19 protein-coding genes are annotated in these 24600 nt (G+C 63.1%); 9 read left to right on the top strand and 10 right to left on the bottom strand.

Translation table 11 applies throughout. The annotated features are described in order from the left end of the window. Position 1: 1 nt before the first annotated feature. Complete coding sequence (locus EN824_RS25935; protein ID WP_135920512.1) at positions 2-1297, bottom strand: lipopolysaccharide biosynthesis protein; 1296 nt, start codon at positions 1295-1297, stop codon at positions 2-4. 200 nt (positions 1298-1497) lie between these two features. On the opposite strand from EN824_RS25935, the gene EN824_RS25930 reads away from it, so the two are divergent. The 4 genes from EN824_RS25930 (at position 1498) to EN824_RS25915 (ending at position 7945) form a co-directional block, all read left to right on the top strand. Next, the gene (locus EN824_RS25930; RefSeq protein ID WP_135932866.1) at positions 1498-4074 is read left to right on the top strand and encodes a GNVR domain-containing protein; all 2577 of its coding nucleotides are present in this window, start codon (positions 1498-1500) and stop codon (positions 4072-4074) included. A 183-nt stretch (positions 4075-4257) separates the two neighbouring features. Continuing rightward, complete coding sequence (folD, locus tag EN824_RS25925; protein ID WP_135932865.1) at positions 4258-5157, top strand: bifunctional methylenetetrahydrofolate dehydrogenase/methenyltetrahydrofolate cyclohydrolase FolD; 900 nt, start codon at positions 4258-4260, stop codon at positions 5155-5157. Between the two features lie 28 nt (positions 5158-5185). Then, positions 5186-6184, top strand: coding sequence for a GlxA family transcriptional regulator (locus tag EN824_RS25920; RefSeq protein ID WP_032922464.1), 999 nt, complete (start codon positions 5186-5188; stop codon positions 6182-6184). Between the two features lie 108 nt (positions 6185-6292). Next, on the top strand, positions 6293-7945 hold the full coding sequence (locus tag EN824_RS25915; protein WP_135932864.1) for a VWA domain-containing protein: 1653 nt from the start codon (positions 6293-6295) through the stop codon (positions 7943-7945). 67 nt (positions 7946-8012) lie between these two features. Here the strand turns inward: EN824_RS25915 and edd are convergent, their stop codons facing one another. The 3 genes from edd to zwf all read right to left on the bottom strand — a co-directional run bounded on the left by edd (position 8013) and on the right by zwf (position 12080). Next, positions 8013-9836, bottom strand: coding sequence for a phosphogluconate dehydratase (gene edd, locus EN824_RS25910; RefSeq protein ID WP_135932863.1), 1824 nt, complete (start codon positions 9834-9836; stop codon positions 8013-8015). 73 nt (positions 9837-9909) lie between these two features. Next, a complete protein-coding gene (pgl, locus tag EN824_RS25905; protein WP_135932862.1) occupies positions 9910-10626 on the bottom strand; it encodes a 6-phosphogluconolactonase in 717 nt (238 codons plus the stop codon). Then, entirely contained in the window at positions 10608-12080 is a 1473-nt protein-coding gene (gene zwf / locus EN824_RS25900) for a glucose-6-phosphate dehydrogenase (RefSeq protein ID WP_135881002.1), read from the bottom strand. The genes pgl and zwf overlap by 19 nt, the downstream gene beginning before the upstream one ends. A gap of 310 nt (positions 12081-12390) precedes the next feature. On the opposite strand from zwf, the gene EN824_RS25895 reads away from it, so the two are divergent. Then, positions 12391-13137, top strand: a complete 747-nt coding sequence (locus EN824_RS25895; protein ID WP_127870853.1) for an SDR family oxidoreductase — start codon at positions 12391-12393, stop codon at positions 13135-13137. Between the two features lie 19 nt (positions 13138-13156). Here the strand turns inward: EN824_RS25895 and EN824_RS25890 are convergent, their stop codons facing one another. The 3 genes from EN824_RS25890 to EN824_RS25880 all read right to left on the bottom strand — a co-directional run bounded on the left by EN824_RS25890 (position 13157) and on the right by EN824_RS25880 (position 17153). Next, positions 13157-14038 (bottom strand): SH3 domain-containing protein, encoded by an 882-nt coding sequence (locus tag EN824_RS25890; RefSeq protein ID WP_135916954.1) that lies wholly within the window; start codon positions 14036-14038, stop codon positions 13157-13159. A 385-nt stretch (positions 14039-14423) separates the two neighbouring features. Next, entirely contained in the window at positions 14424-15710 is a 1287-nt protein-coding gene (locus EN824_RS25885) for an FAD-binding oxidoreductase (RefSeq protein ID WP_135932861.1), read from the bottom strand. A gap of 6 nt (positions 15711-15716) precedes the next feature. Beyond that, the gene (locus EN824_RS25880; protein ID WP_167531254.1) at positions 15717-17153 is read right to left on the bottom strand and encodes a glutamine synthetase family protein; all 1437 of its coding nucleotides are present in this window, start codon (positions 17151-17153) and stop codon (positions 15717-15719) included. Positions 17154-17301: 148 nt separating this feature from the next. Here EN824_RS25880 and EN824_RS25875 point away from each other — a divergent pair, with 148 nt between their 5' ends. After that, positions 17302-18018, top strand: coding sequence for an HAD family hydrolase (locus tag EN824_RS25875; protein ID WP_135932860.1), 717 nt, complete (start codon positions 17302-17304; stop codon positions 18016-18018). Positions 18019-18092: 74 nt separating this feature from the next. On the opposite strand, the gene EN824_RS25870 is transcribed toward EN824_RS25875, so the two are convergent. The 3 genes from EN824_RS25870 to aceA all read right to left on the bottom strand — a co-directional run bounded on the left by EN824_RS25870 (position 18093) and on the right by aceA (position 20369). Continuing rightward, a complete protein-coding gene (locus EN824_RS25870) occupies positions 18093-18497 on the bottom strand; it encodes a response regulator (RefSeq protein ID WP_245521014.1) in 405 nt (134 codons plus the stop codon). 278 nt (positions 18498-18775) lie between these two features. After that, a complete protein-coding gene (locus EN824_RS25865; protein WP_023766759.1) occupies positions 18776-19018 on the bottom strand; it encodes a hypothetical protein in 243 nt (80 codons plus the stop codon). A gap of 61 nt (positions 19019-19079) precedes the next feature. After that, complete coding sequence (gene aceA, locus EN824_RS25860; protein WP_127870858.1) at positions 19080-20369, bottom strand: isocitrate lyase; 1290 nt, start codon at positions 20367-20369, stop codon at positions 19080-19082. 237 nt (positions 20370-20606) lie between these two features. Here aceA and EN824_RS25855 point away from each other — a divergent pair, with 237 nt between their 5' ends. The 3 genes from EN824_RS25855 (at position 20607) to EN824_RS25845 (ending at position 24567) form a co-directional block, all read left to right on the top strand. Continuing rightward, a complete protein-coding gene (locus tag EN824_RS25855) occupies positions 20607-22052 on the top strand; it encodes a helix-turn-helix domain-containing protein (protein WP_135932859.1) in 1446 nt (481 codons plus the stop codon). Between the two features lie 135 nt (positions 22053-22187). Then, positions 22188-23141 carry a DMT family transporter gene (locus EN824_RS25850; RefSeq protein WP_127277028.1) on the top strand — a complete coding sequence of 318 codons (954 nt, stop codon included), beginning with the start codon at positions 22188-22190 and terminating at the stop codon, positions 23139-23141. Between the two features lie 328 nt (positions 23142-23469). Next, the gene (locus EN824_RS25845) at positions 23470-24567 is read left to right on the top strand and encodes a polyamine ABC transporter substrate-binding protein (RefSeq protein ID WP_127277030.1); all 1098 of its coding nucleotides are present in this window, start codon (positions 23470-23472) and stop codon (positions 24565-24567) included. Positions 24568-24600 lie beyond the last annotated feature (33 nt).

Raw genomic sequence — 24600 nt, 5'->3', positions numbered from 1 at the left:
CCTAGATTGCCTTCGCCGGTCGGCGCAGCGCCGAATAGGTCAGCAGCATCGACGCGAGATAGAGCAGCAGGAAGACGATGTTGAGCGACAGCACCAGATCAGATGTCTCGGTAATGGTGGTCAGCACATAGGTCAGCAGCAGCGCCTTGAGGGCGGCGAGCAGGCCCAGATTGAGCGCCCGCACCAGCGTCTGGCCGCGCGCGAACAGAAGCTCGGCCTGGTATTCGACCAGATTGCGCAGTCCCGGCACGCAGATCGCCAGCGCCACCAGCGGGGCAGCCTCGGAGACATTCCTGCCGAGCGCGTTGGGGAAGAAATGCAGCACGATGCCGAGCGCCGCCAGCGCCAGCGTCGAGACCGCGAACACACCGCCCTCGATGCCGCTCTTGACCGCCAGCCGTGAGAGGAGTTCGGGCGCGCGCATCATGCGCTGCACGAGCATCATCGAGAAGGTGCGGATGGGAATGGCCGTCAGGTCGACCAGGCGCATGATGATGGCATAGATGCCGGCCAGATGTGGTCCGCCGATCGCCAGCACCAGCAGCTTGTCGAACTCCATCTGCAGGTAGAACAGCACCTCCGCGCCGGCCACATAGATGGAATCGGCGAGCCGCCGCAGATAGAGCTCGACGCGCAGCCGCAGCCTCTGGCGCGGATAAAACCACCCAAACGCGAGCAGCAGCGAGGCGGCGTTGGCGCCGATGTAGAACCACGACCACACCCAGATGCCGTGCTGTGCCGAGACCATGAATAACACCGCACCAAGCGCCCGCAGTGCCGTGGCCAGGATCGCCAGTATGGCGGCGCGGCCGAATTTGCCCAGCCCGTTGTTGACGATCAGCGCCACTTCCACCGGTCGCCACAGCAGCGCCTCGGCGAAGACGATCGCCGTGAACACCGACAGCGGCACGGTGCCGGCAAAGAAGATCAGGTAGACGCCGAACGAGGCGGCGGCCAAAAGCGGCAGCGAGGCGGCGCCAAGCACCAGGAAGCCGGCGGTGAAGGTGCCGATCAGATTGGGCCGGATGGTAGCGGTGCGATAGAGCGCCGAAATGAAACCGAAGGCGAGGATTCGCGACAGCATGACGCCGGCCGCCGAGGCGGTGGCAAACATGCCGAATTCGGCGATCGAGAGCGTGTTGGCGAGTGCTATGAAATAGGCGAGTGAAAACACCAGTCGCCCGCCGGCACCGCTGATCGCCGAAAAATAGTCGCGCACCAGCCCCCGTCGTTCGGCCATGAAGGTGCCGATCCGCGCGAAGGTCCGCCTTTGCGGTATGTCGCTCGCCTCAGTCATAGGTCAAGGAAATGCATAGGCTGGAAAGTTTAACGCGCCCTTCTGAAGCTTTCAGGTGTGTTGAAAAGTCTTGCAACCATGACGTGAATTGCTGCCGCCGTCTTCCGGAAATTAACCTTTTGTTTCCTATGCCTGTTTAGCGTGGCTTAACGAATGGCCGACCGCCGCTCCCAAGCGGCCAAGAGTAAAGCTCCACGATAATGGTCGACAGGGAAAACCGTGAGGACTGGAAGCGCGAGCGCTCCTTGCTGGCGCTTGGCGAGGCCGTGCGTGGCGAGGACGACGCTTCGCTGGTGTCGATAGGAGATCGCGCGAATCCTTCATGGCGCGAGGATGCCGCCACGCGCCATCGCCTGGCCCGTTCCCGGCGCGAGACCAAGGCGAGCCCGTCGCCGCTTGCCGCCGGTGACGCCGCGCCGTTCCCTCCTGACGGGGAGCAGCCGGTTGAAGCCGACGCCGCCTGGCGTTCCCGCGCGGAGACCGGCGCCGGCGATGTTCCTCCCGACATGCCGCGCGCAAGGCCGGCGCCGGAAGAACCTTCAGGGACGGCTCGCACTCGTGATGCAATCGGATCCCGCGCCACGGACGGAGCCGATACCTCCTCCGATGGCGGTGCGGACGATCAGCAATGGAAGCCATTGATCGATCCGATGCTGGTCGTTCGCGGCGTCGCCAGGTCGAAGCTGCTGATCGTCGCGACCACGATACTGGGCGCCGGGCTCGGCATTGCCTTCGCCTTGTCGATGCCGAAGAAATATGAAGCCACGACCGAACTGATCATCGAGCCGGGCGACCTGAAGCTCTCCGACCGCGATCTCACGCAACCGGTAGGCCAGCCCGACGCTGCGTTGGCCGTCGTCGAAACCCGGATCAAGATGCTCACCTCGGGCACCGTTCTCGATCAGGTCGTCAAGAATCTCAATCTAGTCAACGATCCGGAGTTCAACGGCCAGGGTTCCGGCGGCCTTGGCGTCATGTCGCTTATCCGCTCGATTGTGTCACGCCACGATGGGCCGGGCGGTGTCGACGAGGTTCGCCGCCAGGCGCTGGCCGTTGGCAATCTGGCCAAGAGCCTGTCGGTCGAACGCACCGGCAAGACTTTTGTCATCTCCGTCAGCGCTGTAACCCAGAACGGCGAGAAGTCGGCGCTCATCGCCAATACGACGAGGACCGTCTTTCAGCAGGAGGCCGCCAAATACCAGTCCGACATGGCCGGACGCGCGACGAACGAATTGACGTCCAAGCTAGATGATCTGCGCAAGGGGGTCGAGGCGGCCGAGCGCAAGGTCGAGGATTTCAGGGCCACGCATGGTCTCGTCGACGCGCAAGGCCATCTGATCAGCGACGATCAGATGCTGAAGCTCAACGAGCAGCTCTCCGTCGCCCGCGCCCGCACGCTGGAACTCAATGCCCGGGCGGCGTCGGCGCGTTCGCTGGACGTCAATTCCGTTCTGACCGGCACGTTGCCGGAAGAAATCAACTCCAACACCATGAGCGATCTGCGCTCGCAATATGCGACGCTGAAGCAGGAGGCCGATCGAGCCGCGGTTCGGCTGGGGCCGCGCCATCCCGAGCTCCAGGCTCTCGACGCCCAGATTGCCGGCGCGCGCGAGCGCATTGCCAATGAATTGCGCCGCATCGCCTCTTCGCTGCAGGTCGACCTGAAGCGCGCGGTCCAGCTCGAACAGGACCTCGCGTCTCGGCTGGCTCAGGCCAAGGTCCAAAGCGGCGACGTCAACAGCGACCTGGTTGCCCTGCGCGAACTGGAGCGTGAGGCCACCGCCAAGCGTTCCGTCTACGAGCAATATCTTCTGCGCGCCAAGGAGACCGGTGAACAGACGGGCATCAATACGACCAACATCAACGTAATCACCTCCGCTCAAGCCCCACTTGAGCCAAATGGACCCTCGCGGGCCTTGGTGGCACTGGCCGGGCTGCTGCTTGGCTTCGGCGCGGGTGTTGGTCTCGGCGCCTTGCGCGGGACCTATGACAGCCTGCGCGAGACGGCAAGCTCGCGCTCACGCCGCGAGCGCAAGCTGGACGAACGCAAGTTGGATGAACAGAGGGCGCCTCTTGAGGCGCAGGCATTCCGGCCGGAGCCTCCGCCCGCTCCGCCAATGCCGACAGCGCCTGTACCGCCTGTACCGCCGCCTCCCGCGCCGCCGGCCACCAGGACCGAAGCCGCTCCCGCCGAAGGCTCCGGGAGGATCGGCGCACTCATGTCGAGACTGCGCAAGGCCATGTCCCGCAAGCCGTCGGCCGAAGCCGACGACGACATCTCCAGCGAGTTCGCCTTACCCGCCTTTGCCGACAACGGACGGCCGGCCAATGCTCCGATATTCCCTGGCTATCCGGAGCCCGGTTTCGGGCCTCGGCAGTCACCTTTCCAGCCAGGCGCCGAGGCCGGGTATGGGCGGCAAATGGCGTCGCCCTCGCGCTCGCCCCTGATGCCGCAACAGGCAATGTATCCTGCTCCGCCCTTGCCGTCCTCTCCCTATGCGCAGCCGATGCGCTATCCCCCGGCGCAGCCCCGGTCACAAGCGGGTTATCCCTATACGCAACCCACAGCGGGACCCTATGCGGCGCAGATGTCGTACCCGCCGCCGACCGCCCCGACGCAGCCACCGGTCCATCCAGCCGCCCCGCATGCGAGGCCGATTCCGGTCGAGGAGGATGGCGAACAGTCATCGGTCGAAGAGATTCGCGCCAGCCTGCGTGAATTCCGCGAAGCGGTCCGCGAACTGACCGAAAACCGCACCCGTCGCCGTTACTTCTGAGCCACCGGATAGGGTGTGGAGGCCGAACAAAACCGTGCCGGTTTCACGTAAACGGCATGGAACGGCGCTTTGACGGGATTGCGAACTTGAATTTTCATGACAATGCCGCGCTGCAGATTGCCTGCGCCGCTGCATTGTGTTTTCCGAAGGCAGCGTTGAGCGGAACGATATTGAGGGTGGTCCATGGCCGAAATGATTGACGGAAAGAGCGTTGCCGAAGACGTGGTGCGATCGGTCAAGGCGCTGACCGCCGAGTTGGTCGCCAAGGGCAAGGCCAAGCCGGGTCTCGCCGTGGTCATCGTCGGCGAGGATCCGGCCAGCCAGGTCTATGTCGCTTCCAAATCCCGCACCGCCAAGGAATGCGGTTTTCATTCGCTCCAGCACACGCTGCCGGCCGAGACGTCCGAGGCGGCACTGCTCGAGCTCATCGCCGAACTCAACGCTGACCCGGCCATCAACGGCATCCTGGTCCAGCTGCCGCTTCCCGCCCATGTCGATGCCGGCAAGATCATCCAGGCCATCTCGCCGCAGAAGGATGTCGACGGCTTCCATTTCATCAATGTCGGCAAGCTCGGCACTGGTGAACTCGACACGGCCTTCGTGCCCTGCACGCCCGCCGGCTCGATGCTCCTGATCGAGCGCGTGCGCGGCAAGGACCTGTCCGGCCTCACTGCCGTCGTCGTCGGCCGCTCCAACATCGTCGGCAAGCCGATGGCCAATCTGCTGCTTGCCGCCAACTGCACCGTCACCATCGCTCACAGCCGCACCAAGGACCTGCCGGCGCTTGCCCGCACGGCCGACATCCTTGTCGCTGCGGTCGGTCGGCCGGAAATGATCAGGGGTGATTGGGTCAAGCCCGGCGCCACCGTCATCGATGTCGGCATCAACCGCATTCCCGCTCCCGAGAAGGGCGAGGGCAAGTCGCGTCTCGTCGGCGATGTCGCCTATGCCGAAGCGGCCAAGGCGGCGGGCGCGATTACCCCGGTCCCCGGCGGTGTCGGTCCGATGACCATTGCCATGCTGATGGCCAATACGTTAGCTTCGGCCTACCTTGCGGCCGGATTGAAGCGGCCTTCCTTCTGAGCCCGGGTTGACCCTGAAAGCCGCAGCTTTGCCGAATCCCACTATTTCCCCGGAACGGCCGGTCACGAATGATCCCGTTCAAGGTGGCCGGCAGTTCGCCTTCCTGCTGGTCGACAAGTTTTCCATGTTCTCGCTGGCGGCCGCGATCGACACGTTCCGGTCGGCGAACCGCCTGCTTGGACGCGATTTCTACGGTTGGACGACGGTCTCCGCCGATGGCGATCCGGTGATGGCCTCCAACGGCCTGCCGCTCAAGATCGACTATGCCGTCGCCGACCTGCCGCCGGTCGACATTCTTTTCGTTTCGGTCGGCCTGACGACGGAATTTCCGGGCAAGAGCAAGGTTCTGGCGGCCTTGCGCAGCTGGGGCCGGCGCGGCAACGCGCTTGGCGCCTTGTCGGTCGGATCCTACCTGCTGGCCGAGGCCGGCCAACTCGAAGGCTATCGCTGCACCATCCATTGGGAAAACCGCGCCGGCTTTGTCGAGCGCTTTCCCGATATCAACTGCACGGGCAATGTCTTCGAGATCGACCGCAAGCGCTACACCTGCGCCGGCGGCACCACCTCTATCGACCTGATGCTGGAGATCGTGCGTGGCGATTTCGGCTCCAACCTTGCCAATGGCGTCGCCAACCAGTTCCAGCACGAGCGCATCCGCTCCGCCGGAGACCGCCAGCGCGTCGGCCCGGAGCGTGACCTGACGGGCAAGTCGGAGAAGCTCAGGCGCATCGTCGAACTGATGGCCGACCATCTCGACGAGCCGCTGTCGGCGGTACAGCTCGCCAAGTCGGCGGGCCTTTCGGTGCGCCAGGTGGAGCGGCTGTTCCTGCGCCATCTCAACGTCACGCCCGGGCGCTACTACATGCGGCTACGGCTGGAGCGGGCGCGTGAATTGCTGCGTCAGACCAACATGCCGATCCTCGACGTGGCGATCGCGACCGGCTTCACCTCGCATTCCTATTTTGCCCAGAGCTATCGGCTGCAATTTGGCCGCCCGCCCTCGGAGGAGCGCCGCACGACGTACTGAGTGATTTGCCTGGTCGGGCATGCCGGCGCCATGCCTGCGGGCTTGTGTCCCGACGCCACGTCAAATAGCTTTCACGTGCCGACGAGGGGGCTAACTCAGGAGATTTCGATGGCGGGACTTGCACGGAGCGTCGCTGCGGCGATCCTCCTTTTGTCGATGACGACCTTCGGCTTTGCCGCCAACAAGGTCATCATCATTCTCGACGCATCGGGATCGATGTGGGCGCAGATCGATGGCAAGCCCAAGCTGGAAATTGCCCGTGAATCGCTGAGGACCGTGCTTCAATCGGTCCCCGCTGACGACGAGATCGGCTTTATGGCCTATGGCCATCGCGAGAAGGGCAGCTGCGACGACATCCAGCTCATCGTGCCGCCTCAGGCTGGCTCGGCAAGCGCCATCGCGGCAGCCGCCGACAGTATGAAGTTCCTCGGCAAGACGCCGCTGACGGCAGCCGTCAAGCAGGCGGCCGAAGCGCTGAAATACACCGAGGACAAGGCGACGGTCGTCCTCATCACCGATGGGCTCGAAACCTGCGGCGGCGACCCCTGTGCGCTTGGCAAGGAACTCGAAGCCTCCGGCGTCGATTTCACCGCCGACGTCGTCGGCTTCGGCCTGACCGCCGACGAAGGCAAGCAGATTGCCTGCCTCGCCGACAACACCGGCGGCAAATACATCCAGGCTTCCGACGAGAAGGCGCTGCAGGAAGCGCTGGTCGAGACCGTCGCGGCGCCGGCACCGGCGCCCGAGCCGGCACCGGCCCCCGCTCCGGAGCCGGCCAAGCCCGATTTCAATTTCATGCCGACCGTGGTGTTGGCCGAGGGCGGCGATCCCGTCACCGACGGCAATGCCTGGGAAGTTTACAAGGCCAAATCGGACGGCACGCGCGGCGACAACATCACCACCGAATACGGCGAGTACAAAGCCAATCTGGAACCCGGCGACTACGTCATCGTCGCGCGCGACGGCGAGGCCAAGGCGGAGCAGAAGATCAAGATCGAGGCGGGCCAGGTCTACAAGCCGCTGTTCACCTTGAATGCCGGCACGCTCATCCTGCATCCGCGTCCCAGCCAAGGTGCCGATGTGGCCAGTGGGGCGGCTGTCGTGATCGCCTATCCGGGGGCCGACAACCCCCCGACCTATTATGGAGACACGAAAGCAGTGTTGCCGGCCGGCGACCAGAAAGTGACCGTCACGATCGGACAGGGCGCGGTCACCGAAACGATTCCGCTCGCTGCCGGCCGGGTGATAGACAAGGACATCATCGTCGGCGTCGGCCATGTCGTTGCCAACGCCTATTATGCGGCCGGTGGCGACAAGGCCGATGGTTCAGGCGTCGGCTTCAAGGTGCTCAAGGCCAAGAAGAAGATCGATGGCACCCGCGACGAGGTCACCTATGCCTATGGCCCCGACAGCAAGTTCGATTTGCCGCCCGACGACTATGTGTTGATCGCGACGGTTGACCTCGCCGTCGTGGAACAGCCTTTCAGCGTCAAGATCGGCGAGTTCCAGGATCTCAAGGTCGCCATGAATGCCGGCGTGCTGGCAATCACGGCTCCCGGCACCTCCAAGATCGAGATTTTCGAGACCAAGAAGGACATCAATGGCAATCGCAAGTCGATCGGCTACGCCTATGACGAGAAGTATCAGGCGGCGATAGCGGCGGGCGATTACGCGGTGGTCTCGGAGAAGCCGGACAACAGCAAGAAGGAAGGCACCGTGATCGTGAAGGCTGGAGAGCGGGTTGAACTGACGGTGCAATAAGGATTGCGATTTCGACCGGCAAAAAGGGCGGCCGCGAGCCGCCCTTTTTCATGCCGCACAGATTGCCTCAGGCGGTTCCGAAGGCGCTGGCGCCGTGGTCGGCGCGGCCCACCAATTGGCGGAAACCAGCGAAAAGCTCGCGGCCGAAACCGAATTCATTGCCGATCAGGTCGGCCTCGGCCGTGCGGCGCAGCGCGAATTCGGTCCCTGGCACCAGCACTTCCAGCGTGCCGGCATCGGCGTCGAGGCGGATGATGTCGCCGTCATGGATCCGCGCGATCGGCCCGTCCTCGACCGCTTCCGGCGTCACATGGATCGCCGCCGGCACCTTGCCGGAAGCGCCCGACATGCGCCCGTCGGTGACCAGCGCGACACGCTGGCCGCGATCCTGCAGGATGCCGAGCACGGTGGTCAGCTTGTGCAGTTCCGGCATGCCGTTGGCCTTCGGTCCCTGGAAGCGGATGACGGCGATGAAATCACCGGTGAGCGTGCCGGCCTTGAAGGCGTCGTTCAGCCCCTGCTGGCTGTCGAACACCTTGGCCGGCGCCTCGATGAGACGTCGCTCCGGCTTGACGGCCGAAGTCTTGATGACCGCGTGGCCGAGATTGCCCGACAGCACTTTCAAGCCGCCGGTCGGCTGGAACGCCTTGTTGAACGGCGCCAGCACCTTTTCGTCGCCGCTGGCACGCGGTGACGCCTCGCGCACCACGCTGCCGTCGGCGCCGAGCTTTGCCTCGACCGCATATGGCCGCAGGCCTTCGCCCCACACCGTCTGCACATCCTCGTGCAGAACGCCTTCGTCGAGCAGCTCGCGGATCAGGAAGCCGAGCCCGCCCGCGGCTTGGAAATGGTTCACGTCGGCCAGCCCGTTCGGATAGACCCGTGCCAGCAGCGGCACTGCCTCCGAAAGATCGGAAATATCCTGCCAGGTCAGCGCGATGCCGGCGGCCGCCGCCATGGCGATCAGGTGGATGGTGTGGTTGGTGGACCCGCCGGTGGCGTGCAGGCCGACGACGCCGTTGACGAACGAGCGTTCGTCGATCATCCGCCCGACAGGCGTATAGGCATTGCCAAGCGCGGTGATCGCCAGCGCCCGCTTCGTCGCCTCGCGGGTCAAGGCATCGCGCAACGGCGTGCCTGGATTGACGAAGGACGCACCCGGCGTGTGCAGGCCCATGATCTCCATCAGCATCTGGTTGGAATTGGCCGTGCCGTAGAAGGTGCAGGTGCCCGGCCCATGGTACGATTTGGACTCGGCTTCCAGCAGTTCGGCCCGTCCTGCCTTGCCCTCGGCATAGAGCTGGCGGACCTTGGCCTTCTCATCGTTGGGCAGGCCTGTCGTCATCGGGCCGGCCGGAATGAAAACCGCCGGCAGATGGCCGAAGGTGAGCGCGGCGATCACCAGTCCCGGCACGATCTTGTCGCAGACGCCGAGATAGACGGCGGCGTCGAACATGTTGTGCGACAGGCCGATCGCGACCGCCATGGCAATCACGTCGCGCGAGAACAGCGACAGCTCCATGCCCGGCTGGCCTTGTGTCACGCCATCGCACATCGCCGGCACGCCGCCGGCGACCTGGGCGATGCCACCGGCTTCGCGCGCGGCCTCCTTGATCAGGGCGGGGAAGCTCTCGAAGGGCTGATGCGCCGACAGCATGTCGTTGTAGGAGGTGATGATGCCGAGATTGGGCACCTTGTCGGTGCCCAGCGCCAGCTTTTCCGAGGGGCTGCACACCGCAAAGCCGTGGGCGAGGTTGCCGCAGGACAGCACCGACCGGTTGGCGGTCTGGTTCGACGCTTCGGCGATACGGCCGAGATAGCGTTCGCGGCCCGGTTTGGAGCGCTGGCGAATCCGCTCGGTGATGGCTTCGATGTCGCGTCTTGCGGTCATGGCATCAGGTCCTTTCAGGCGAGGTCCCGGAAACATCCTCCCGCCGTTGCCGGGACCACTTGTAAACTTGAAGTCAGGGCGCCCAGAAAACCTCCACGGGCCTGGGCGATGCGTCGAGCACGGCGCGGATCGGCTTGCGCGGTCCGGGCGCGACAGCGTTGTCGAAGGCGATGCGCTTCTCCTCGCCCTCTATGTGCAAGGCGAGGAAACCCGCATCGATGATGCGGGCGAGCGTCAGGGTCAGCCGCGGCTCACCAGCGCTTTTGGCATGGACGGGCAGGATCATCCTGTCGGAGGCCGGGTCGAGCAGCCTCGGCAAATCGTCGGCGTCGGGAAAGAACGAGGCGGTGTGGCCGTCCGGTCCCATGCCGAGGATCACGACATCGAGCGGCCAGGGCAGGGATCGCAATGCCGCATCATCGGAAGCCGCGGCATCCTCGATGCCTGATGCCTCGTGGTAGAGCGGAACGAAACGGGCTGCCTTGGCCGCGTTCTGCAGCAGGTTTGCGGTAACCAGCCCGGCATTGGATCGCGGCGAGGAGGCCGGCACGAAGCGTTCGTCGACCAGCGTCACGATCACCTTGTCCCAGGCGATCGGCGCCGCGGAGAGCGCGGCAAAGAACTTTGCCGGCGTCGTGCCGCCGGAGACAGCCAGCAACCCCGTGCCGCGCCGGTCGATCGCCCTCGTTAGGCGATCGGCCACCTTTGCAGCCAGCGCCGAGGCCAGTTGCAAACGGTCGGGAAAGGCGTTCCAGTCGTAGCTGGCGCTGTTCAATTGCTCTCGTGCCATGTCCGCCCGTCACGTTCGATCAGCGCTATCGAGGCCGACGGCCCCCATGTGCCTGCCGTATAGCCCTGTGCTTCCTGCTTGGCGCCTTCCCAGGCATTCTGGATCGGGTCGATCCACTTCCAGGCGGCTTCCACCTCGTCGCGACGCATGAACAGGGTCTGGTTGCCACGGATGACATCCATGATCAGCCGCTCATAGGCGTCCGGCGCGCGACCGTCGAAAGACTGCGCGAAGCTCATGTCGAGCGAGATCTGGCGCAGCCGCATGCCGCCCGGGCCTGGATCCTTGATCATGATGAACTGCTTGACGCCTTCGTCCGGCTGCAGCCGGATGACCAACTGGTTGGCGAAGATCGGTCCTGCGCCGCTGTCGCCGAAGATCGAATGCGGGATCGGCTTGAACTCGATGACAATTTCCGAAACTCGGGTCGCCAGCCGCTTTCCGGTCCTGAGATAGAAGGGAACGCCGGCCCAGCGCCAGGTCCCGATCTCGGCCTTGATGGCGACGAAGGTCTCGGTGTTGCTGTCCTTGCCGAGCTCCTCGACATAACCTTTCACCGGTCCGCCGGCCGACGCACCGGCACGATACTGACCACGCACGGTGTGCTTGGGCGCCTCGTTGCCGTTGATGCGCTTCAGCGCCCGCAACACCTTCAGCTTCTCATCGCGCACGGCGTCGGCGTCCATCGACGACGGCGCCTCCATGGCGACGAGGCAAAGCAGCTGCAGCATGTGGTTCTGCACCATGTCGCGTAGCGCGCCTGCCTTGTCGTAATAGGTGACGCGATCTTCCAGGCCGACGGTCTCGGCGACGGTGATCTGCACGTGGTCGATATGGGCGGAATTCCACAGCGGCTCGTAGAGCGCATTGGCAAAGCGCAGCGCCATCAGGTTCTGCACCGTCTCCTTGCCGAGATAGTGGTCGATGCGGAAGATCTGGCTTTCGTGGAAGTCGTCGCCGACGAGATCGTTGAGCGCCTGCGCCGAGGCCAGGTCGCGGCCGATCGGCTTCTCCAGCACGATGCGCGAATTCGGCGTGATCAGATTGTGCTCTTTGAGCTTGTGCGAGATATCGCCGAACAGCGCCGGCGCCACGGCCAGGTAGAAGGCGCGGATGTGGTCGCTTTCGCCGATCGCCTTTTTCAGCTTGTCGAAGCCGGCGCCGCTCGTCGCATCGGCCGGGACGTAGGAAAGCCGTGCCAGGAAGGTCTTCAACTCCTTGGCATCGATATCGGCCGGCTTGACGTGGTCCGAAATGGCCTGCTTGGCGAAGGCCCGGAACTCCTCGTCGCTCATCTTCGAGCGCGACGTGCCGATGATGCGCGTCGGCTCCGAGAACTGATGGTCGCGCTGGCGGTAGTAGAGCGACGGCAGCAGCTTGCGCTCCGACAGGTCGCCGGTACCACCGAAGATAATGAAGTCGAAAGGGTCGACGGGGATGATCTGGCTGGTCATTGTCTGTCCGCTTTGACGCCGGTCGCGAGTACGCGGCTGATATATTCTAATCGATTTAAATTTTCCAGTGCCATGGTGTCACATCGAGGACCAATCGCTGGATATTGATTGGATCCACCTGTGCGCTTGACACTGGCGCCGCCGGGAGGCTTGTCGTGAACGAAGACTCCGGAAGCTTTCGCAGTTGCAGCATAGAACGTGAATGTGACGAAAGCTAAGGGAGAAATCGGGCTGTATCCCGTCGCGGCACCGGCCGGGCTGTCAGCTCTTTCGTGCAGGCTGCGCGATGAACCCAAGGAGCGGTAGACGCATGCGTCTGGAAAACAAGGTCGCCATTATCACCGGTGCGGCATCCGGCTTCGGCGAAGGCATGGCCAAGCGCTTTGCGCAAGAGGGCGCCAGGGTCGTCGTTGCCGATCTCAACGCCAAGGGGGCGGAACGTGTCGCTGGCGAGATCGGCGCGGCGGCGATCTGGACGCAGACCGATGTTTCGTTGCGTTCCGAGTTCGACGAGATGGTCTATGCGGCCAAAAGCGCCTTCGGCCGCATCGACATCATGGTCAACAATGCCGGGTTCACCCATCGCAACGGCGATATGCTCAAGGTCGACGAGGAAACCTTCGACCTGATCACCTCAGTCAACATGAAGGCGATCTATCACGCCGCCCTTGCCGTCATACCGATCATGGAGCGGCAGGGCGGCGGCGTCATCCTGACCACGGCGTCCACCGCGGGGCTGCGGCCTCGACCTGGCCTCACCTGGTACAATGCCTCGAAGGGCTGGGCGATCACCGCCACCAAATCGATGGCAGTGGAACTCGCGCCCAAAAATATCCGCGTCAACTGCCTCTGCCCGGTCGCCGGCGAGACCGGCATGCTGGAGAAATTCATGGGCGCCGATACGCCCGAAATCCGCGAGACATTCCGCGCCTCGATTCCGCTCGGCCGGCTGTCGACCCCGCTCGATATCGCCAATGCGGCTCTATGGCTGGCCTCGGACGAGGCCGCCTTCATCACCGGCGTGGCGCTGGAAGTCGATGGCGGGCGCTGCATCTGAATGCGGCGATCGTCGGATATTACGCGTCGGGCTTGACGTAGCTCTTGTACACCCAGCCGTGCTTGCCGTTGTAGACGATCTCGCACCACTGCTTGCAGCCCATCAGTTGCACTGAAGTCCGGGCAGGCACCGTGCCCATGGAGGCTGCGCCCTTCTTCGGAGCACTGCGCATGGTGACAGTCCTGAGAATACGGCCGCTGCCCGCCGCAGCCACCTTGCGCGGCTTCGCCTTGGCTGCGTCATCTTCGCCTTGTGCATTTGCGGGTTTTTGTTCCGGTACTTGCGGCTGCGTCTCCGGAATGCCGGCGGTCTGCGCGCCATCGGGATTGCTGCTTGTCGCAGGCGGGCTCGGCGCTGCGACCTTGGCAAGCTCGTCGGTGGCATCGGTATCGGTAGACGATTGGGCGAATGCCGCTGTTTTGTCAGGCAACGGCTCGGGCTGCTTGGCTATCTGGCTGGGGGCAGCCGCTTGATCGGGATCAGCTGCCGCGGCGGCAGCCTTTGGCTGTGCCCCGGTCCAGCGGGGATCATTGGCCGCAAGCGCTTGTATGTTGCCCGCCGCCGCTGCCATGATCGGTGACACCTGGCTGGACTTGCGCTCCGCCTGCGGTGTCACGGCAGCTGCGGTGACCGTAGTCCCCGAAGGGGAAACTTTCGTCGTCTTCACTGGAATGGCCGGAATGCTCTGCTCGGGGCTGGCGGCCGCTTGCCTCTCGCTGGTCGGCAATGCCAGCCAGAGTGCAACCGCGGCAACGCCAAGCAGTGCGGCGGTACCGACCGCGGCAATGACCAGGTGCGAGTTCGAACGGACACCCTGCCAGAATGACGGGCGCATGTCATAGCCGAACTGCATGGCAAAGCGCCGACGTTCCGGAGCACCGAAACTGAAGGGCTCTCTCACTCTTGCCACCTCCATAAGCGGGCCGGTGTTCTTTCGATCAAATCTCGCAAATCGTGCGTTCGATCAGCATCGGTCCCAAAACGCGGGCAGGCCCGCAACAATCCCCGAACAATCGCCCAGATGCGGACCTTTCGTCCGCGATTGTGGCATCAGTACGCCATTACCGAGGATTCTGCGCCTTCGCCGGCAATTCCGCAATGTGTCGCCCGGGCAACAAATGTTACATGAATATTACAATATTACATGAGATCGTGATCGCATCAGATGACGGCGATCCGATCCCTGCCTGAAGCACGTCGCCTCGAACCGGACTTATAACAACGCACTTTAGATCTGTTTTGATGCTCGTCGTTCGTCCTGGGCGAGGGCACTTTTGCGCGACGCATTAAATCCTGTCGCGCAGCGCGAACCAGTTGAGCGCCAGGAAAAGCAGCGGCGCTCGGAACCGGCGGCCGCCAGGAAAGGGCGGAATTTTCAAGTCCTCGATCAGCTTCAGCCGGTCGCGGTTACCTGTGACGGTTTCGGCATAGAGTTTGCCGAAGAAGTTGGACAGCATGACGCCGTGACCCGAATAGCCGCCGGCCGAGACCACATTCGGCCTCACTTCGCGCACGAACGGCTTTCTCGGCACCGTGATGCCGACATAACCGCCCCAGCCATGGGTGATCTCGACATCGCTCAGCGCCGGATAAAGCTCTGCGATCTGACGGCGAATATGGATGTGGATATCCTTTGGATCGTTGACGCCATAGACCTCGCGTCCGCCGAACAGCAGCCGGCCATCCCGGGATTTGCGGAAATAGCGCACGACGAAACGGGAATCGTCGACCGATTCGCCCCCTGGCAGCACTTTCGAATCCGACCCCAGCGGCACGGTCGCGCCGATGAAGGATCCTATCGGCATGATGTGCGCGGCACTCACCGGCTCGAGCGTTCCGCCATAGGCATTGACCGCGATCAGGCATTTCTCCGCCGAGATCGTCCCTCTCGGTGTGGAGACTCTGACCTTGCCGCCGGCGGAGATGATGCCGGTTGATGGCGTCCCTTCGAACAGGTGCGCGCCGGCTTGTGCCGCTACCCGCGCCGTGCCGATCACCAGTTTCATCGGATGGATATGGCCGGTGCCGGTGTCGCGCGTGCCGCCGAAATAGGCGCTCGAACCCAGCCGCTCCGCGGTCTCCTTCGCATCCATGAATGAGATGTGCGGGTAGGAGAAACGGCCGGCCATGATTTCGGCATGCGCCTTGTAGTCGTCGACATAGCGCGGCTTGTGCGCAACCGAAAGCTGACCCGGTATGTAGTCGATATCGATCTGGTTGATGGCGGCGAATTCGAGCAGGTGGGCTTTGGCCTCTTCGGCAAGATCGAACAGCGCCTTGGCGCGGGAAAGGCCATATTCGGCCTCGAGATCCTCCGCCCAGGCGCGTTGGCCGGTGCCGAGCTGGCCGCCATTGCGCCCGGAAGCGCCGTCGCCGAAGCGATGCGCCTCGATCAGCACCACGTCCGCTCCGGCCTTGGCCAAATGAATCGCTGCCGACAGGCCGGTAAAGCCGCCACCGATGATGACGACATCGCAGGTCCGGTCGCCATCGAGCACCGGATATTCAGGCCGTGGGCCGGCCGTGTCCTCATACCAGGAGCGGCCAGGAGAAATTGGGGATTGATAGTTCATGACTGGTCAGACGTTGAGCAACAAATACTCCCTCTCCCACGGACTGATCACTTCCATGAACGTTTCGAATTCCGCACGTTTGATCGCCGCATAGGTGGCGGCGAAGGACTTGCCCAGCAACGCGCAGAGTTCCTCGTCGCCTTCGAACAGGTCGACCGCTTCGAGCAGGCTGCGCGGCAGGTCGATCTCGTCGGCGTTGGCGGTCGTCAGCACCGGTGGCTCGGCCTTGATCTTCCTGGTGATGCCGATCAGCCCGCAGGCGAGCGAGGCTGCAAGTGCCAGGTAGGGATTGGCGTCGGAGGACGGAATGCGGTTCTCGACGCGCCGCGCCGCGGGGTCCGAACGCGGCACGCGGAACGCCGTGGTGCGGTTGTCGTAGCCCCATTTGTTGTTTACGGGAGCCGATGCCGCCTGCGTCAGCCGCCGGTAGGAATTGACGTAGGGCGCGAACATCACCAACGCGTTCGGCACGTGCTTCTGCATGCCGCCGATGAAATGGAAAAAATCCTCGGTTTCGGAACCATCCTCGGCCGAAAAGATGTTCCTGCCCGTCTTCTTGTCGATGATCGACTGGTGGATATGCATGGCCGAGCCCGGTTGGCCCTGGATCGGCTTGGCCATGAAGGTCGCGTAGATCTCGTGCTTGAGAGCCGCCTCACGGATGGTGCGCTTGAACATGAACACCTGGTCGGCAAGTTCGACCGGGTCGCCATGGCGCAGATTGATCTCGAGCTGGCCGGCGCCCTCTTCGTGGATGAGCGTGTCGATCTCAAGCCCCTGGCTTTCGGAGAAATGGTAGATGTCGTCGATCAGTTCGTCGAACTCGTTGACGCCGGCGATCGAATAGCCGGCGCCGCCGCCGATCGCGCGCCCGGAGCGGCCGACGGGCGGGGTCAACGGATAGTCCGGGTCTGGATTCTTGCGCACGAGGTAGAACTCGATCTCGGGCGCGACGACCGGCTTCAACCCAAGTCTGTCGTAGGCGGCAATGACGCGCTTCAGCACATTGCGCGGCGTGAACTCGACCGAACGGCCATCCTGGTGGACGAGGTCGCAGATGACGGCCGCCGTCGGGTCTTCTTCCCATGGCACCACTGTCAGCGTCGACAGGTCCGGCATCAGCTTGAGGTCGCCGTCGTCTTCCGGATAGTGGAAGCCGTTGCCGTCCTCTGGATAGCCGCCGGAAATCGTCGTCATGAAGACGGCCGAGGGCAGCGCCAGTGAGGTGTTGGAGGTGAATTTCTTCGACGGCATCATCTTGCCGCGCGCCACGCCGGCCTGATCAGGCGTGATGCATTCGATATCCTCGATGCCGCGCCATTCCAGCCAATCGCTGACTTCCTTCCAGTTCTTCACACCACGCAGGTTTTTCACAAAGGCAGGCGTGCGCGCCCGTCCTCCGCGGCTCGACGGACGGACTTCCTTTTTTGCAGGCGGCATCATTCACCAGATTGGGTTGCGGATTTCGGAGTATAGTCGTGCCGCGTGATGGAAGGGAAGGGGAGCCGCCGCCGGCAATTGCCGGTGCAGGTTGAAAACCGCCTGCCGGTCGGCTTAGGTTTGGCGCCTTCCCGCAATCGAGAAGCCGGCGATGCGAACCAGCAGCGAACTGACCATGATCGGCTTTGATGCCGACGACACGCTTTGGCAGAACGAACAATTCTTCCGCACGACAGAAAAGCGCTTTGCCGCCATGCTGGCCGATCATGGCGAGGAAAAGCAGATATCGGCGCGGCTGTTGGAGGCCGAGAGGCGCAACCTTGCGATCTATGGTTTCGGGATCAAGGGATTTACGCTCTCGATGATCGAAACGGCGATCGAGGTCACCGACGGGCGCGTACCGGCTTCGGTCATAGCGGAGATTCTGGACGCCGGGCGCGAGATGCTGCGCCATCCGATCGAGCCGTTGCCGCATGCACGCGAGACGGTCGAGAAACTCGCCGGCACCTTCCGCCTCGTCCTGATCACCAAGGGCGATCTGTTTGATCAGGAGCGCAAGCTGGTCGGCTCCGGTCTGGGCGACCTGTTCGACGCCGTCGAGATCGTCAGCGACAAGACCGCCGCGACTTATGCGCGCCTTTTCAACCGCCATGGCGATGGTCCGGCAAGGAGCATGATGGTCGGCAATTCGCTGAAGTCGGACGTGGTGCCCGCCATCGAGGCCGGCGGCTGGGGTGTCCATGTGCCACACGAACTGACCTGGGTGCTCGAACACGTCGAGGCGCCAGTTGCCGAGCCGCGTTTCCGCCAGATATCGGATCTCGGCCAATTGCCGGAACTGATAGAAAGCATCGCGAAGCCGGGCTGATCGCGACTTCGATTATTTGCTTTTTGCATAATTCCGGAGGGAAAAAACCGCTGCACGACTTTCCCGCAATTGCCTCAGCGGCTGATCAGACGATCGATCACCGGTTGCAGCCGTTCGGGCGTGATCGGCTTGGCCACCACCGCATCGATGATATTCGCCAGGCCAAGGCTCTCCGGCGTGCCGTTCTTGGTTGAAAGCAGGATCACGGGAGGAAGCGATTTGCCCGAGGCCCGGCGCAATTTTTCGATGCCGGGCATCAGGTTGTCGCAATCCTTGTTGTCGGGGCCGCCGTCGAGCACAATCGCGCCCGGCACCAGCGTCCGCAAGGTTTTCGCTGCGATATCAGGCGATTCCGAGATTGGTCTGAGTCCGGATCGCTCGACGATCTTCGATACCACGACCCGGTTGATCGGCGACTTCCCGACGACAAGCACCCGGGAGAGATCGTGGATCGTCTCGGTACTTGAATCCCGGGTCACCAGATTCACATGTTTTGCGGTCTCGCCGTCTCGTTTCACGGGGCACCCAAGTCGGCCAAGAAGTTCGCCCCTATTTCAATGCAGAGTTGAATCTGGGCGACAATTGGCGTGAGATCGGACCCTATGTCAAGTTGAAATAAAAGAACCGGATGGCACTCTCCACAACAGTGGATACGAGCAACAGTACTGTACTGCTCTGTCCATGGCTTGGTTACGTAAAAATAAAATTCACCTGCGCATACATTGCGCAGGTGAAGGGTCGCCTGGACCATTTCCGATCAGCTGTGGCTCTGCTGCGTGACGATCACCGGGATCAGCAGATCGCCCCAATTGCCGTCGCCGCCATGGTGCCTTGCAGAGCGCACGAGCTCCACCGAGACGCCCGCCTCGACGGCCTTCATCACCGACTGGTTCAGCCTGTGCAGATCGTTGGCCAGCATGCGGATCGTCGCCTGCTGGTCGACGCTCATCGTGGTCGATTGCTCTTCCGCCCGTTCCTTGACACGGCTTATCGATGCCATTGGTCTTCTCCTATGTCCTTGCCCTCTCAGGCGTTCCTCTGTTGGTCGTCTTTTTGCGAACTCACTCCGCTGCCGGCTTGAACTGCGCGTGCTCGGTCGATTCATGCATGGCGGTGGTCGATGACCGGCCCCCGGTGATCGCCATCGAGACGGCGTCGAAATAGCCGGTGCCGACCTCCCGCTGGTGCTTGGTCGCGGTATAGCCATTGGCTTCCGCGGCGAATTCCGCTTCCTGCAACTCGGAATAGGCCGCCATCTGCCGCGCCTTGTAGCCGCGGGCGAGTTCGAACATGCCGTAGTTGAGCTGGTGGAAGCCGGCCAGCGTGATGAACTGGAACTTGTAGCCCATGGCGCCCAGTTCCCGCTGGAACTTGGCGATCGTGGCGTCGTCGAGATTCTTCTTCCAGTTGAACGACGGCGAGCAATTATAGGCGAGCAGCTTGCCCGGATGGTGCCTGCGCACACCCTCAGCGAATTTCTTGGCCTGCGCCAGGTCGGGCTTCGAGGTCTCGCACCAGATCAGGTCGGCGTGGGGCGCGTAAGCAATGGCCCGTGCGATGCAAGGCTCGATGCCGTTCCTGACCTGGTAGAAGCCTTCCACCGTGCGGCCGGCATCATAGTCGACGAAGGGCTGGTCGCGCTCATCGATATCGGAGGTGAGCAGCTTTGCCGCCTCCGCGTCGGTGCGTGCCACGACCAGTGTGGGTGTGCCCATCACGTCGGCCGCGAGCCGCGCCGCGTTGAGGTTGCGGATGTGCGCCGCGGTCGGGATCAGCACCTTGCCGCCGAGATGGCCGCACTTCTTCTCCGACGCCAGCTGGTCCTCATAGTGGACGCCGGCGGCGCCCGCCTCGATGAATGCCTTCATGATCTCGAAGGCATTGAGCGGACCGCCGAAGCCGGCTTCGGCGTCGGCAACGATCGGCGCGAACCAGGTCTCGACAGAAAGCCCCTTGCCCTCGGAGGTCTCGATCTGGTCGGCGCGCTGCAGCGTGCGGTTGATGCGCTTGACCAGTTCGGGCGCCGCATTGGCCGGATAGAGCGACTGGTCGGGATACATTGCCGAGGCGGTGTTCGCATCGGCGGCAACCTGCCAGCCCGACAGATAGATCGCCTTCAGTCCGGCGCGCACCTGCTGCATCGCCTGGTTGCCGGACATGGCGCCCAATGCGTTGACGAAGTCGTCCTCGTGGATGAGTTTCCACAGCCGGTTGGCCCCCATTTCGGCAAGGCTCTGCCTGATCTGCACCGAACCGCGCAGCCGCTTCACGTCCTCCGGCGAATAAGGGCGTTCAATGCCGTCGAAGCGACCTTCAGGCGCCGAGGGAACGAGGTTGTAAAAATCAGTCATTGGTCACTCCGGAGGGTTCTGGATGATGTCTGCGCGCCAATTTGTTGGGGGCGCTTCTATGTGACTGAATTTACATTTCGGCGCGAGATGAGCCAGAAAAATTAGGAAAACCGGTCGGATATAAGAGAAAATCTGTGTTGTGTTTGACAGGAAGGCACTGTAAATTTGTCAATCCTGTAAAGGAAAGCGGCTTTGGGATTGCGGCGGATGTCGTGTAAATCTTGTCAAGGATAGTCGATGGCTGATCAGAAGATTTTCGCCGGGCCGCGTATTCGCCGCATCCGCGGCGCCAAGGGCCTGACCCAGACGGCGATGGCCGAGGGGCTCGGCATCTCGCCGTCCTACCTCAATCTGATCGAGCGCAACCAGCGGCCGCTGACGGTGCAACTGATCCTGAAGCTGGCCTCCGTCTACAAGGTCGATCCGCATGAGCTGCAGGGCGAGGCGAGGGGCTCGGTCGCTGCCCTGAAGGAGGTGTTCTCCGATCCGTTGCTTGTCGGCGAACTGCCGGGAGACCAGGAACTGATCGAGCTTGCCGAGGCGGCGCCCAATGCCTCCGCCGCGGTGATAAAACTGTTCCGCGCCTATCGCGAGCAGGCCGAGCGGCTGTCCGACCTCAACGAGCTTCTGGCGCGCGAAGGGCGGGCGACCGCGCTCTCCGGCGCCCGCCTGCCGATCGACGAGGTGCACGAGATTTTCGAGCGGCGACCGAACCATTTTTCCTCGCTCGAGGAAGAGGCCGAGGCGTTCACCTCGGTGCTCGATCCCGGCGACGACCTGTCTGGCGCCTTGAAGGCATGGCTGAAGCGCGAATACGGCATCGTGGTCAAGGTTCTGCCGGTCGCCACCATGCCGAACTGGCGCCGTCGCTACGACCGCCATTCGCAGCGCCTGTTCCTTTCCGAGCGCCTGTCGCCTTTCGACCAGTTGCGTGAAGTCGCGATGGAGGCCTGCCTGATCCGCATGACGGTCGCGGTCGCCGGCGAGATTCAGGCGCTGAGACTGGCCACGGACGAGGCGCGCCGCCTTGCCCGCTTCGAACTCGGCCGCTATGCCGCCCATGCGCTGATGATGCCCTATCAGCCCTTTCACGCGGCGGCTATTCGCTCACGTTACGACATCGACGTCCTGCGCTCGCGCTTTGGCGTTTCCTTCGAGCAAGCGGCAAACCGGCTGACCATGCTGCAGCGGCCAGGGGCTTCTGGGGTGCCCTTCTTCATGCTGGAGGTCGACAATGCCGGAAACCGCTTTCGCAAGGCCGGCAGCCAGGGCTTTCCGCAAAGCCGGTTTGGCGGCGGCTGTCCCAAGCTGCCCGTGCATGTCGCCTTCACCCAGCCCGGCCAGATCTTCGTCGAGGCGGTGGAAATGCCCGACGGCGCCGAGTTCCTATGCATGGCCCGCACCCTGGAGGGGCCGCAAGGAGCGTTCTCCGAACGCCCGCGCCGCACGGCACTGCTGCTCGGCTGCGACATCGGCTTTCGCGACGACATGGTCTATGGTGCGGCCCTGCCCGGCACGGCAGTCGGTGCAAAGGTAGGGGCGGGCATCGCGGCGACGCCAGTCGGCCCGGCCTGCCGGCTTTGCGAGCGTGTCGGCTGCCTGGCGCGCGCAGAGCCGCCGGTGACCAGACCGCTCGGCCTCGACGAGATGGTGACCGGCCTGAGCGCGTTCGATTTCCAGTAACGCTGCAGCAAAGGTGCCACAATCGTCGCCGGTCTCTGGATCACCCGCGGCCCAAGTCTTTGCGTTACGCGAACAGAGCAGTTTATTGTCGCCCCTTGCGCATCGTCCCGTCCACAAAAGCTCGACAGTCGCGCCATGACAGACACAGCATCATCGCCCGGCCTTGCTACCTCGACAGTCTCGCCGCGCGAGGAACGCGTCGGCATGCTGCTGGTCTTCCTGTCGGCGCTGATGTGGAGTTTCGGCGGCACCATCGCCCGCTTCATCAGCGTTGGCGACAGCTGGACGGTTATCTTCTGGCGCTCCGTCTGGGCTGCCGCCTTCCTGCTCTGCTTCATGGCCTGGCGTGACGGCTGGCGCGGCATGGTGAAGTCGTTCCGGGACATGGGCCTGCCGGGCATTGCGGTGGGATTCTGCTTCGCCATTGCGTCGACCTCGTTCGTCGTGGCGCTTGCCTATACCACAGTCGCCAATATCCTCCTGATGCAGGCTGGCGTGCCGCTCCTGGCGGCCCTGTTTGCCTGGGCGCTGTTTCGCGAAAGAGTAACCGTCGCAACCTGGATGGCGATTGCCGCCGTCATCGCCGGCGTCGCCATCATGGTGTCTGAATCTCTTGACGGCTCCGTCTCGCCCATAGGCGACGGACTGGCGCTGCTGATCGCATTCATGTTCTCGACCGCCACCGTCATCACCCGGCGCTTCTCCAGCGTGCGCATGACGCCGGCGACCTGTCTCGGCACGATCCTGGCCGCAGGCTTCGCTGCCTCGCAGGCCTCGACCTTCACGGTATCGGCCGGCGACATGGGCTTTCTCTTCGTCTTTGGTGTGGTCAATCTCGGCCTTGGCCTTGCTTTCTTCGCCACCGGCGCGCGCCTGATCCCGGCGGCGATCGCGGCACTGCTCGGCACGTTCGAGCCGATCCTGGGGCCGATATGGGTCTGGCTCATCCATTCCGAGGTGCCGTCCGGGCGCACCATCATAGGCGGCGCGGTGGTGGTCACGGCGCTGCTTGTCCATATCGGGCTCGAATTCAAACGCCAGGCGCGGCCGCAGCGGGCTGGGGTCACCGGAGTGCCTTCGCCTAATTGATGCCGGCGCCGAAGCTTTGCCCATTGACAATGTCGCTGCCGCCCGGGCAGGCTGGGACTACGGCAACAACAAGACAGGCGTATCTTGCCAAGTCTCCCCGGCGGCTCGATCGAGACCGGACCACATTCTTGTATCTCTGTCCGCGCGGCGGCGAAAGCTTCTGACGGCACCGCAATTCCTTCCCGCCCCGAACAACCTGGTGGCCGCGGGCGGCGTGCCGGTTGGCGCTTGTCGGCCCCCGGAAAGCTCAATAGTCTGAAGCAAATGCCCGGCCGCGCGAGCATGTCGCGACGCGCCGGCAATGGAACACTCACCAAAGGAGAATAGCATGATCCGCAAAGCGTTCTGGCTTTCGGCAACCTCGGTATTTCTGGCGCTTTCGATGCCAGCCGGTCACGCCGCGGACCGCGTCGTCAACGTCTTCAACTGGTCGGACTATATTGACAGTTCGATCATCGATGATTTCACCAAGAAGACCGGCATCAAGGTCGTTTACGACACCTTCGATTCCAACGAAATCCTCGAAACCAAGCTGCTCGCCGGCGGCAGCGGCTACGACGTCGTCGTGCCGAGCGGCAGTTTCCTCGCCCGCCAAATCCAGGCCGGCGTGTTCCAGAAGCTCGACAAGTCTAAGCTGCCGAACCTCTCCAACATGTGGGATACGGTCACGGAGCGCACCGCCAAATACGACCCCGGCAACGAATACTCGGTCAATTACATGTGGGGCACGGTCGGCATCGGTTACAACACCAAGAAAGTGCAGGCAGCGCTCGGCACCGACAAGATCGACAGCTGGGATACCTTCTTCAATCCGGACAGCCTGGCCAAGTTGAAGGATTGCGGTGTCTATGTGCTGGATTCTCCGTCCGACATCATACCAGCGGCGCTGAAGTATCTCGGTCTGGACCCCAACAGCACCTCGCCTGACGATATCGCCAAGGCCGAGGAAGCTCTTCTCAAGATCCGTCCCTACATCAGGAAGTTCCACTCGTCCGAATACATCAACGCGCTTGCCAATGGCGACATCTGCCTGGCGGTCGGCTGGTCGGGTGATGTGTTCCAGGCTCGCAACCGCGCGGTCGAGGCCAAGCAAGGCGTGGAAATCGGCTATTCCGTGCCGAAGGAAGGCGCCCAGATGTGGTTCGATCAGATGGCGATCCCCGCCGATGCGCCGCATGTCGCCGAGGCGCTCGAATTCATCAACTACATGATGACGCCGGAAGTGATCGCCAAATCGTCGAACTATGTCCTTTATGCCAACGGCAACAAGGCATCGCAGCAATTCGTCGACAAGGCGCTGCTCGACGATCCTTCGGTTTATCCGGACGCCGCGACCTTGCAGAAGCTCTATACCATCCAGCCTTACGATCCCAAGACCCAACGCATCGTCACGCGCAGCTGGACCAAGATCGTCACCGGCCAGTAGGCAATCCGACGCGACCCCGGCAGCCAACTGCCG

Origin of the sequence: Mesorhizobium sp. M8A.F.Ca.ET.181.01.1.1 (assembly GCF_004792025.1) — a bacterium.
GTDB lineage: Bacteria > Pseudomonadota > Alphaproteobacteria > Rhizobiales > Rhizobiaceae > Mesorhizobium.
This window is presented reverse-complemented; position numbering and strand designations above follow the sequence as displayed.

Bases quoted from the DNA above. Each gene is read 5' to 3' on its own strand.
- EN824_RS25935 (WP_135920512.1), bottom strand. From the start codon at position 1,297: ATGACTGAGGCGAGCGACATACCGCAAAGGCGGACCTTCGCGCGGATC.
- EN824_RS25930 (WP_135932866.1), top strand. From the start codon at position 1,498: ATGGTCGACAGGGAAAACCGTGAGGACTGGAAGCGCGAGCGCTCCTTG.
- folD (WP_135932865.1), top strand. From the start codon at position 4,258: ATGGCCGAAATGATTGACGGAAAGAGCGTTGCCGAAGACGTGGTGCGA.
- EN824_RS25915 (WP_135932864.1), top strand. From the start codon at position 6,293: ATGGCGGGACTTGCACGGAGCGTCGCTGCGGCGATCCTCCTTTTGTCG.
- edd (WP_135932863.1), bottom strand. From the start codon at position 9,836: ATGACCGCAAGACGCGACATCGAAGCCATCACCGAGCGGATTCGCCAG.
- pgl (WP_135932862.1), bottom strand. From the start codon at position 10,626: ATGGCACGAGAGCAATTGAACAGCGCCAGCTACGACTGGAACGCCTTT.
- zwf (WP_135881002.1), bottom strand. From the start codon at position 12,080: ATGACCAGCCAGATCATCCCCGTCGACCCTTTCGACTTCATTATCTTC.
- EN824_RS25895 (WP_127870853.1), top strand. From the start codon at position 12,391: ATGCGTCTGGAAAACAAGGTCGCCATTATCACCGGTGCGGCATCCGGC.
- EN824_RS25885 (WP_135932861.1), bottom strand. From the start codon at position 15,710: ATGAACTATCAATCCCCAATTTCTCCTGGCCGCTCCTGGTATGAGGAC.
- EN824_RS25880 (WP_167531254.1), bottom strand. From the start codon at position 17,153: ATGATGCCGCCTGCAAAAAAGGAAGTCCGTCCGTCGAGCCGCGGAGGA.
- EN824_RS25875 (WP_135932860.1), top strand. From the start codon at position 17,302: ATGCGAACCAGCAGCGAACTGACCATGATCGGCTTTGATGCCGACGAC.
- EN824_RS25865 (WP_023766759.1), bottom strand. From the start codon at position 19,018: ATGGCATCGATAAGCCGTGTCAAGGAACGGGCGGAAGAGCAATCGACC.
- aceA (WP_127870858.1), bottom strand. From the start codon at position 20,369: ATGACTGATTTTTACAACCTCGTTCCCTCGGCGCCTGAAGGTCGCTTC.
- EN824_RS25855 (WP_135932859.1), top strand. From the start codon at position 20,607: ATGGCTGATCAGAAGATTTTCGCCGGGCCGCGTATTCGCCGCATCCGC.
- EN824_RS25850 (WP_127277028.1), top strand. From the start codon at position 22,188: ATGACAGACACAGCATCATCGCCCGGCCTTGCTACCTCGACAGTCTCG.
- EN824_RS25845 (WP_127277030.1), top strand. From the start codon at position 23,470: ATGATCCGCAAAGCGTTCTGGCTTTCGGCAACCTCGGTATTTCTGGCG.